At 57.0% G+C, this 305-nt stretch carries 1 protein-coding gene; it reads left to right on the top strand.

Annotated elements, in window-relative coordinates:
• Positions 1 to 305, top strand: a 305-nt coding sequence (locus NE591_RS14040; RefSeq protein ID WP_256156951.1) for a hypothetical protein, incomplete at both ends; no start/stop codon positions are given.

Genomic DNA, 305 nt, shown 5'->3' with positions numbered 1-305 from the left:
CCCGAAGATGCCCAGGCCTATCTGGAAATGCCCATGGGCATCATGTTCACCGCCGACCAGTACGCAGAGAAGTCAGGGCGCTCCGCAGAAGAATGCGCCGCTCTGTGCGAGGATCTCTCCGCCCGAGGATTGCTTTTCCGCTCCCGCTCCGATGGCGAGGCGAAATATCACCAGCTGGCAGAGGCCCATGGCATTTGGGAATACAACCTGAACAAGTATGAGGAGAATCAGGGCGAGTACGTGAACCTCCACAACAATGCCTACGGTGCCGACATTCGCTTCCAGCTCTTTAACGCCCAAAGTTG

This window comes from Adlercreutzia sp. DFI.6.23, from assembly GCF_024462535.1.
Classification (GTDB): Bacteria; Actinomycetota; Coriobacteriia; order Coriobacteriales; family Eggerthellaceae; genus Adlercreutzia; species Adlercreutzia rubneri.
This window is presented reverse-complemented; position numbering and strand designations above follow the sequence as displayed.